Here is an 8,935-nt window from a genome sequence, read left to right on the forward strand (position 1 = left end):
CTTCTCCGGCGAACCCCACCAGCCCCCAGGTGTGCGCGGCGGTGATCACCGCCGGCATCCACTCGCCGGCCGGGTCCAGCGCGGTTCGCCACGCCCGGGCGGTGTGCTCGGCGGTCAGCGGCTCGCCGAGTCGGGCCGCGTGCTCCTCGCCGGCGCTGTCGCGCCAGCGCGCCTCGCCGGAGTAGGCCATGAACACCACCGGGCGCACCACGCCGTCGGCCAGTGCGTCGGTGTAGCCATAACTGTCGTCGGCCACCGAGCGCAGGTGGCCGGCGCCGTCGGGCTCGTAGTTGACGAACGGGATGGGGCTGTCGTCGCTGCGGAACGGGGTTCCGGTCAGCGCCAGCCGGCGGGTGGCGTCGTCGAATGCCTCGCGGATGCCGTCGCCCCAGCTTTTGGCGTCGCCGCCGTGGTGGATCTCGTCGAAGATCACCAGGGTTTTCGCGGCCTCGGTACGCACCCGGTGCCGGGTGGGGTGGCTGGCGACCTGCGCGTAGGTGACGACGACGCCGTGGTACTCCGAGCTGGTCTGCGAGTCGGAGTTGGAAAACCGCGGATCCAGCGCGATGCCGTGCGAGGCGGCGGCCGACGCCCACTGCACCTTGAGGTGTTCGGTGGGCACCACGATAGTGATCCGCTCGACGGTCCGGTCGGCCAGCAGCTCGGCGACGATACGCAGCGCGAACGTCGTCTTACCGGCGCCGGGGGTGGCCACCATCAGGAAATCTCGCGGCTTGGCGGTCAGATAGCGCACCAGAGCCCGGCGTTGCCAGCCCCGCAAAGCCCGGGTGCTGGGCGCTGCTTCAGCCCGCACCCGGTCTCCTATCTGATCGAGATGCAGTCTAGGGCAAGCCGATAGCATCGCTGGTGTGTCCACCCCGCCTGAGCCGGAATCCGTCCGTGTCGAGCGGCTCCGCGATGCGCAGACCAAGGCGGTCGCGCTGTTCGACGAAATCGAGCGCCGCGGCATGGTCCGCCCCGGCGTCGGCGAGCGGCAGCTGTCCGACGAGATCCGGGACCTGGCCGCCGACATGTTCGGGGTGACGCGGCACTGGCACCGGCGGGTGGTGCGGGCCGGGGAGAACAGCCTGCTGCCGTTTCACGCCGACCCGCCCGACCGTGTCATGGCCGGCGACGACATCGCCTACCTCGACCTGGGTCCGATCTTCGAAGAGTGGGAGGCCGACTTCGGCCGCACCTTCGTGCTCGGGAATGACCCGGACAAGCTGGCGCTACGCGACGCGCTACCTGGGGTGTGGAGTGCCGGGCGGGCCTTCTTCGAGGCGCACGCCGACATCACCGGCGCCCAACTGTACGACCACGTCGTCGGCCTGGCCCAGCAAGCGGGCTTCGAGTTCGGCGCTCCCATTGCCGGGCACCTGCTCGGGGAGTTTCCGCACAAGAAAATCTCCGGTGACGACGCCCGGTTCTACGTCGCGCCCGGATCCGACGAGCCGATGCGCCGGACTGATCCCACCGGCCGGGTCTGTCACTGGATCCTGGAGGTGCACCTGGTGAACTCCGACCGTGGGTTCGGCGGCTTCTACGAGCAGCTGCTCGATCTCTAGCGTGCCTGATGGCCCGGCCCCACAGCTCGTTGCCGCGCTCCGCGCATCACCACCGGGCGACCTTGCACTCTCCATAGGCGAGTGCTAAAAATGACGTTGGCACTCGCGACCGGCGAGTGCTAGGTCGGGACGGTGAGGTACGGGGCCGCACCTGCGGAGCACACCCACAGCCGTCCGTCGCGGGCACTGCACCCGACCGACAAGACGTGCACCCCCTAACCGGAGGAAACACTTCGCAATGGCTAAGCAAATTGCGTATGACGAAGAGGCCCGTCGCGGCCTCGAGCGGGGCCTGAACGCCCTCGCCGACGCGGTCAAGGTGACGCTGGGCCCCAAGGGCCGCAACGTCGTCCTGGAGAAGAAGTGGGGCGCCCCCACGATCACCAACGATGGTGTGTCCATCGCCAAGGAGATCGAGCTGGAGGACCCGTACGAGAAGATCGGCGCCGAGCTGGTCAAAGAGGTCGCCAAGAAGACCGACGACGTCGCGGGTGACGGCACCACCACCGCCACCGTGCTGGCCCAGGCCCTGGTCAAGGAAGGCCTGCGCAACGTGGCTGCCGGCGCCAACCCGCTGGGTCTGAAGCGCGGCATCGAGAAGGCCGTCGAGAAGGTCACCTCGACCCTGCTGGCTTCGGCCAAGGAGGTCGAGACCAAGGAGCAGATCGCGGCCACCGCCGGTATCTCCGCGGGCGACCAGACCATCGGTGACCTGATCGCCGAGGCCATGGACAAGGTCGGCAACGAGGGTGTCATCACCGTCGAGGAGTCCAACACCTTCGGCCTGCAGCTGGAGCTCACCGAGGGTATGCGCTTCGACAAGGGCTACATCTCGGGCTACTTCGTCACCGACGCCGAGCGTCAGGAAGCCGTCCTGGAGGACCCCTACATCCTGCTGGTCAGCTCCAAGATCTCGACCGTCAAGGACCTGCTGCCCTTGCTGGAGAAGGTCATCCAGTCCGGCAAGCCGCTGCTGATCATCGCCGAGGACGTCGAGGGCGAGGCCCTGTCGACCCTGGTCGTGAACAAGATCCGCGGCACCTTCAAGTCCGTTGCCGTCAAGGCCCCGGGCTTCGGTGACCGTCGCAAGGCGATGCTGCAGGACATGGCGATCCTCACCGGTGGCCAGGTCATCAGCGAAGAGGTCGGCCTGTCGCTGGAGAGCGCCGACGTCGCCCTGCTGGGCACCGCCCGCAAGGTCGTCATCACCAAGGATGAGACCACCATCGTCGAGGGTGCCGGTGACTCCGACGCCATCGCCGGTCGGGTGGCCCAGATCCGCGCCGAGATCGAGAACAGCGACTCCGACTACGACCGCGAGAAGCTGCAGGAGCGCCTGGCCAAGCTGGCCGGCGGTGTTGCGGTGATCAAGGCCGGGGCTGCCACTGAGGTGGAGCTCAAGGAGCGCAAGCACCGCATCGAGGACGCGGTGCGCAACGCCAAGGCCGCCGTGGAGGAGGGCATCGTCGCCGGTGGCGGCGTGGCCCTGCTGCAGGCCGCTCCGTCGCTCGACGAGCTCAAGCTCGAAGGTGACGAGGCGACCGGTGCCAACATCGTGCGTGTCGCGCTGTCGGCTCCGCTGAAGCAGATCGCCTTCAACGCGGGCCTGGAGCCCGGCGTGGTCGCCGAGAAGGTCACCAACTCCGCCTCGGGCACCGGCCTCAACGCCGCCACTGGCGAGTACGAGGACCTGCTCAAGGCCGGCGTTGCCGACCCGGTGAAGGTGACCCGCTCGGCGCTGCAGAACGCGGCGTCCATCGCGGCACTGTTCCTGACCACCGAGGCCGTTGTCGCCGACAAGCCGGAGAAGGCGGCCGCACCCGCGGGCGACCCGACCGGTGGCATGGGCGGCATGGACTTCTAAGAGTCTGAGCACGATAAGGCCCGGTCTGCTTCGGCAGGCCGGGCCTTTTCGTACCCGCGCTGCCGGTGCGCGAGGATAGTCCCATGGAGATCCTGCTGCTGGGCACCGGCAGCGCCGACGGCTGGCCGAATCCGTTCTGTCGCTGCGACTCCTGCCTGGCTGTGGCGGAGTTACGTGGCCAGACCGCGGCGCTGGTCGACGACGTCCTGCTGCTGGACTGCGGCCCGGAGGCGCCTCGGGCCGCGGTGCGATTCGGCCGATCCCTGGCCGCTGTGCGGCACATCCTGTTCACCCACGGCCACCCCGACCACGTCGGACCCGCGGCATTGCTGATGCGGCACTGGACCGGGGCGACCGAAGCGCTGGACGTGGTCGGCCCGGCAAGTGCACTCGACCAATGCCGACATTGGGTGGGACCGGATGACCCGGTGCGGTTCGTGACCGTGCAGGCCGGTGACCGGATTCGGCTCGGTGACTACGACGTGCGGGTGCTGGCCGCCGCGCACGGCGCCGACATCGGCGGTGACGCAGTGCTTTACGACCTGGAATCTGTTGGCGGTCGGATCTTCTGGGCCACCGACACCGGGCCGTTGCCGGAAGAAACACATGCCGCGGTGGCCGGTGCCGGGTACGACGCGGTGTTCTTGGAGGAGACGTTCGGCAACTACACCGGGCACGGTACGGAGCATCACGATCTGCCGGCGTTCACGGCAACCGTGGCGCGGCTGCGGGGCTGCGGCGCCGTCACTGCCGCCACCGACGTCGTCGCGGTACACCTGAGTCACCACAATCCTGCTGAGCCGGAATTGACTGCGGTACTGTCTGATTCAGGTGCTCGGCCGGGACGTGACGGTGAGGTGGTGCGGGTGGGTGCGGTCGGTACGGCATCCACTCGGACTCTGGTGCTAGGTGGGGCGCGCTCGGGCAAGTCCGCGCATGCCGAGGCGCTGCTGGCCGCCGAGCCGGCCGTGACCTACCTTGCTACCGGCGGGGTGCGTGAAGGTGACCCGGAATGGGCCGAGCGGGTTCGGCAGCACCGCGCCCGACGCCCGTCTGCGTGGCACACCGTGGAAACCGTCGACGTCGCCGATGCGCTGCGCGTCGCCGAAAACCCATTGCTGCTGGACTGCCTCGGCACCTGGCTCACCGCGCGGATGGATCTGCACCACGTGTGGGACGGCGGCGCGTTGGACGGCGTGTACACCGATATCGATGAGCTGGTGTCGGCCTGGCGGGCCTGCCCGGTGCGCACGGTGGCGGTGAGCAACGAAGTGGGCAGCGGGGTAGTGCCGCCCACCGCGTCGGGACGGCTGTTCCGCGACCTGCTCGGCGTGCTCAACGCGCGGATCGCCGCGGCCTCCGACGACGTAGTGCTGATGGTGGCCGGCCGGCCGCTCAGGCTTCCTGCGGACTGACTCTGAGATCGACACAGTCGCTTTAGCAAGGGGTTTCACCCGGCGCCTCCGAGGTGGCGACCCGGATAGCCGTGTTCCATAGCTGTCACTTTGGTACCGGGCCAACGGGCATGTGGGTGCGTCGGAAACGGATAGCGTCAGCGAAATCACGCGGTCGTGGTGGAGAGGCGAGTCTGTTGATCTCCAGGCGATAGAATCCCATTTTGGCAATACAATGGTAATCTCGTTGCTGTGTACGTGACGGTGGACCGGGTGGGAAGGGTGGTGATTCCCAAGGCGCTGCGTGTCGCACTGGGAATCACACCGGACACCCCGCTCGAACTGATTCCCGACGGCTCCGGTCTGCGGATCGAGCCGGTTCGACGGCGCTCACGGGCCATCGGTACCAGCGATGGGCTGCCGATCCTCGGCGACGTCGACGGTGCCGTGCTGACCGACGACGACGTGCGTCGGCTGCGCGATGACACCCAACGCTGATCGGTGGGCGTGCGACACCAGTGTTGCCGTCGCCGCTCTCGATCCGGCCCACCAAGCACACCCTGCCTGCCGTCGAGCCCTCGTCGAGCTTCGTCCTGCGCTCGCGGGGCACGCGGCGTTCGAGACGTACTCGGTGTTGACCCGGCTTCCGCTTCCGCTTCCGCTGCGTTTGAGTGCGGCCCAGGCGGCCTCGGTGCTGACCCAGGCGTTCCCGCAAGACTGCTGGCTCGAGGCAACCGCGACACGTGACCTGCGGGAGCGGCTGGCCGATTTGGACATCGTCGGTGGCTCGGTCTATGACGCCTTGGTCGGACAGGCCGCCATCGCCAATCAACGGACCTTGCTGACCCGCGATCGTCGGGCGGAGCGAACCTACCGCGCACTCGACGTCGACTACCGGTTCGTGGACTGACGTGACCGCGGGGTCAGGCTCCCTGCGCAGTGAGCTTTAGGTCGACACAGTCGCTGTAGCAAGGGGTTTCACCCGGCGATTCGGGGGTGGCGACCCGGATCAGCACTGCGCGGCTCGGGGCGATCGCCAGGCTGGCCAGCTCACCGGCGTCGGACACTTCGGCGGTGCCGTCGACGATCACGGTGTAACCGCCCGGAACCGGCGGCGGCCACATCACGGTCACGTCGCTGCTGCGGGCCAGGTTCGCCCGGCTACGCCGGCCGCCGAGCGCACCGATGTGCACGGTATCGCCTTGCAGTACCGGCACCACCGGCACCGGATGCGGTCGGTTCTCGGCGTCGACGGTGATCAGGTAGGCGTAGTCGTAGCCCACCAGTTTCTCCGCGAGCCGGTCGAAATCCACGTTGGAGGCCATGGGCGCGAGCCTAAACCGCGGGACTGTCAATCCGCCTTGAGTTGCACGCAGTCATGGGCGGTGCCGACGGCCCGCTGGGTGCCGGCCTCGAAGACCGGCCGGTGCAGCAGGGCCTTGGTCGGCGTCACCAACACCGGGCCGGCCGGGTCGTCGGGGAGCTCGGCCTGGCCGTCAACCAACAGCGAGTACTCGCCGACCTCGCGGGCTGGCCAGACCAGGCTGACACCGGCGCGGGCCGCGATGTTCTGCCGGCCGTGGGCGCCGACCGGTCCGATATCCACCCTGGTGCCGTCGAAGGTCGGGGTGATCGCGGTGCTGCGAACCCGATAGTCGTCGCCGACGGTCACCAGGAACGCGAAGCCGTAGTCCTGGAGCAACTCGCCCAGCCGGGCGAGGTCGACGGGCTTGGCCATGGTGTCCAGGGTAGGGGCACGCAGGGTTCGCCACGGCGGGCTTTCCCGCGTCGATGCGACGGCAGGGCCGGAATCGGCCGACCAGGCGGGGTCAGCCTCCGTTTCCGCCGGCTCCACCGTTCCCGCATCGCCGGCACCACCATTGCCGCCGGCACCCATCAGCCAGCCGCCGGACCCGCCGTCACCACCGGCACCGCCATCGACGCCGGCCCCACCGGTGCCGCCGTTACCGATCAGTCCGGCGTCGCCGCCGTCGGCACCAGCAGCGCCGGTGCCGCCGTCACCGAACCACAAACCCCCGTCGCCGAGGTTGCCGAACACTCCGGAGGAGCCCAGCAGGGAGTCGTTGGTGCCGGTGAACTCATCGAGGCCGTTGCCGATCAAATCGCGGCCGAACAGGTAGACGAAGGGGGTGTTGATGATCGGATCCAGCCACTGACCCAGCGGGCTGTCGATCCAGTCCTGCTGTGAGTCGTGCATCGGCTGATAGACCCACTGGTCGAACAGCCCCGCCCAGTCGAGGGGATCACCGGTGGCCGGTGCCGCACCCACCACCAGGGCCTGCCACGCCGAGGGGTCGAACAGGTCATCGATCCAGCCGAACTCGTCCGCACGGGCCGTCGGCGCGCCCGCCAGCGGGGACATCCCGAACGCCAAAAACGCCCCGACAGCCGTACCGGCACCGATCACCCGACCGCGACGACGACCAGACATGCCAACCTCCCCTTACCCGTGCACAGACCGAAGCTGCTCCTCAGCCTGCGCTCAGCACGCCGCGTCGAGCCGCGTAGCGCACTACCTGTCCTTGCGCCCGGTGCAGCGCCGACTACTCAGGTCGGCACCTGCGTAGCCGGGCGGCGCATCGCCGGGAATCGGGTAGTCGACTACGGAGACCGCGCGTCGACGGGCCGGGCAGGGTTGCGGTGTCGACCGAATCGAGGGCAGATGTGACCGCTTTTCACCAGACCGGACACCGGTATGAGGCCGCCCTGCGGCGGCTTCCCGACGCGCATTCCCTGGCCCTGCGCTTGCGTGACGCCGGTGTCGCCGACGAAGTGATCTGCGGCTACCTACAGATCGAGCCCGAAGGACTCGACAGCATCATCCGGCTGGCACACCAAAAACTAGATGCGGAGCTGCACAAGATTCCCGAGTAGTAAACCGGCTCGAACTGCAACCGCTGTCACGCCCGGCATCCGAAGAGCTGCTGGCCGTGGCGCTCGGTGCGGTGACTGGGCCCCTCACGGTTTCACGTCGGTAGGCCAGGTCGGGTCACCGGAACGACCGTCAACAATGTGTCCAATCCATGGAAGTCCTGCGGGTTGGTGGTGAACAGCGGCAGACCTTCGGCGATCGCCACGGCTGCGATCATCAGATCGGCAACCCGACGGCGGGGTTTGCGTCCGGCGCCGATGACCGCGGCGCAAACCCTGCCGTAGGCCCGGGCGGCCTCGGTGGCGAAGGGAATCGGGTCGAACTCGTTCTCGGCACGCTGGAGCACATCCAGGCGGCGCGCGCGCTCGAGGTGCTCGTCGTACTCATCCTGGGCGCCGTTTCGGCGCACTTCGTGTGGCCCGGCCGACAGTTCCGCCAGGGTTATCGCGCTGATCGCCATCGCCTCAGGCAACTGCTGTGGATCGATCCATCGACGCAAAATCATGATGTTGGTGTCGAGCAGACCACGCTCATGATCAGCGGGCATAGGGGTCGTCCGCATCCTGATCAGCGGTGACGTCCTGGTCGGCGCGGAAGGCGTCAAGCGAAATGCCCGGCGCGCCGCGTGACATCGCCGCGAATTCGGTGCGCGACACAAATCGCCTGCGCTGGCGCAGCGGAATCAGTTCAGCGATCTGATGCCCGTCCCGGGTGACGGTGAACGACTGCCCGTGCTGGACGGCATCCATGATTTCCTTCGAGCGGTTCCGCAGGTCGCGCTGGGTGATCTCGGGCTGTGCGGGCATGGAGTCTAGGGTACGCGGATGTGCTACCGAGTGCTACGGGGTAGCACTCGACTTACAGGCGTTTCGTCGTCGTGGGTACCCCGACTGCGGGCTCGGTGCTCAGCATCGGCCACGCCGAGGGGTTCCGAACGCTAAGAACGCGCCGTGGCTTATCCGCCGGGCTGGCCTTGGATGTTGTCCTGGGTGCTGCCAGTGCCGCCGTCTAAACGTTCTGGCCGGGGGTGCCTGGAGCGCCGGGCTGGCCTGTCGTGCCGGGCTGGGTGGTGCCGTCGCCGCCGGTGCCGCCGGGACCACCGGCGCCGCCGTCACCGGCGGGGGAGGACGCGGTGCCGCCGTCGCCACCGGTGCCTCCGGGTCCGCCGTCGCCGCCGGGAGCACCGCCGGGGGGGTTGCTGCTGGTGCCGCCGGTG

12 protein-coding genes are annotated in these 8,935 nt (G+C 68.4%); 6 read left to right on the top strand and 6 right to left on the bottom strand.

All coding sequences use genetic code 11. The features are described 5' to 3' along the window. Positions 1 to 814: DEAD/DEAH box helicase (locus BN4346_RS11170; RefSeq protein ID WP_154677657.1), on the bottom strand; the 814-nt coding region annotated here is incomplete at its 3' end. Positions 815 to 869: 55 nt separating this feature from the next. On the opposite strand from BN4346_RS11170, the gene BN4346_RS11520 reads away from it, so the two are divergent. The 5 genes from BN4346_RS11520 to BN4346_RS11960 all read left to right on the top strand — a co-directional run bounded on the left by BN4346_RS11520 (position 870) and on the right by BN4346_RS11960 (position 5,736). Continuing rightward, on the top strand, positions 870 to 1,568 hold the full coding sequence (locus BN4346_RS11520; protein WP_067966566.1) for a M24 family metallopeptidase: 699 nt from the start codon (positions 870 to 872) through the stop codon (positions 1,566 to 1,568). A 238-nt stretch (positions 1,569 to 1,806) separates the two neighbouring features. Further along, positions 1,807 to 3,432, top strand: coding sequence for a chaperonin GroEL (groL, locus tag BN4346_RS11595; RefSeq protein WP_067966568.1), 1,626 nt, complete (start codon positions 1,807 to 1,809; stop codon positions 3,430 to 3,432). 83 nt (positions 3,433 to 3,515) lie between these two features. Then, entirely contained in the window at positions 3,516 to 4,847 is a 1,332-nt protein-coding gene (locus BN4346_RS11680; RefSeq protein WP_067966571.1) for a bifunctional adenosylcobinamide kinase/adenosylcobinamide-phosphate guanylyltransferase, read from the top strand. 231 nt (positions 4,848 to 5,078) lie between these two features. Next, positions 5,079 to 5,324 (top strand): AbrB/MazE/SpoVT family DNA-binding domain-containing protein, encoded by a 246-nt coding sequence (locus BN4346_RS11685; RefSeq protein WP_067966574.1) that lies wholly within the window; start codon positions 5,079 to 5,081, stop codon positions 5,322 to 5,324. Beyond that, on the top strand, positions 5,308 to 5,736 hold the full coding sequence (locus BN4346_RS11960; RefSeq protein WP_067966578.1) for a PIN domain-containing protein: 429 nt from the start codon (positions 5,308 to 5,310) through the stop codon (positions 5,734 to 5,736). Before BN4346_RS11685 ends, BN4346_RS11960 begins: the two co-directional genes overlap by 17 nt. Before the next feature lie 13 nt (positions 5,737 to 5,749). Here the strand turns inward: BN4346_RS11960 and BN4346_RS11980 are convergent, their stop codons facing one another. Beyond that, positions 5,750 to 6,151 (bottom strand): pyridoxamine 5'-phosphate oxidase family protein, encoded by a 402-nt coding sequence (locus BN4346_RS11980; RefSeq protein WP_067966582.1) that lies wholly within the window; start codon positions 6,149 to 6,151, stop codon positions 5,750 to 5,752. 26 nt (positions 6,152 to 6,177) lie between these two features. After that, entirely contained in the window at positions 6,178 to 7,278 is a 1,101-nt protein-coding gene (locus BN4346_RS49815; protein ID WP_407695038.1) for a hypothetical protein, read from the bottom strand. A gap of 233 nt (positions 7,279 to 7,511) precedes the next feature. On the opposite strand from BN4346_RS49815, the gene BN4346_RS12250 reads away from it, so the two are divergent. After that, complete coding sequence (locus BN4346_RS12250) at positions 7,512 to 7,721, top strand: hypothetical protein (protein ID WP_067966586.1); 210 nt, start codon at positions 7,512 to 7,514, stop codon at positions 7,719 to 7,721. A 92-nt stretch (positions 7,722 to 7,813) separates the two neighbouring features. Here the strand turns inward: BN4346_RS12250 and BN4346_RS12330 are convergent, their stop codons facing one another. The 3 genes from BN4346_RS12330 to BN4346_RS47995 all read right to left on the bottom strand — a co-directional run. Beyond that, complete coding sequence (locus BN4346_RS12330) at positions 7,814 to 8,266, bottom strand: type II toxin-antitoxin system VapC family toxin (protein ID WP_067966589.1); 453 nt, start codon at positions 8,264 to 8,266, stop codon at positions 7,814 to 7,816. Further along, positions 8,256 to 8,525: a type II toxin-antitoxin system Phd/YefM family antitoxin gene (locus BN4346_RS12560; RefSeq protein WP_067966592.1), complete on the bottom strand. Its 270-nt coding sequence runs from the start codon at positions 8,523 to 8,525 to the stop codon at positions 8,256 to 8,258. Before BN4346_RS12560 ends, BN4346_RS12330 begins: the two co-directional genes overlap by 11 nt. 202 nt (positions 8,526 to 8,727) lie before the next feature. Beyond that, on the bottom strand, positions 8,728 to 8,935 hold a 208-nt coding region (locus BN4346_RS47995; RefSeq protein WP_208863200.1), incomplete at its 5' end, for a hypothetical protein.

This window comes from Mycolicibacter icosiumassiliensis (genome assembly GCF_900078685.2).
GTDB classification, from domain to species: Bacteria; Actinomycetota; Actinomycetes; order Mycobacteriales; family Mycobacteriaceae; genus Mycobacterium; species Mycobacterium icosiumassiliensis.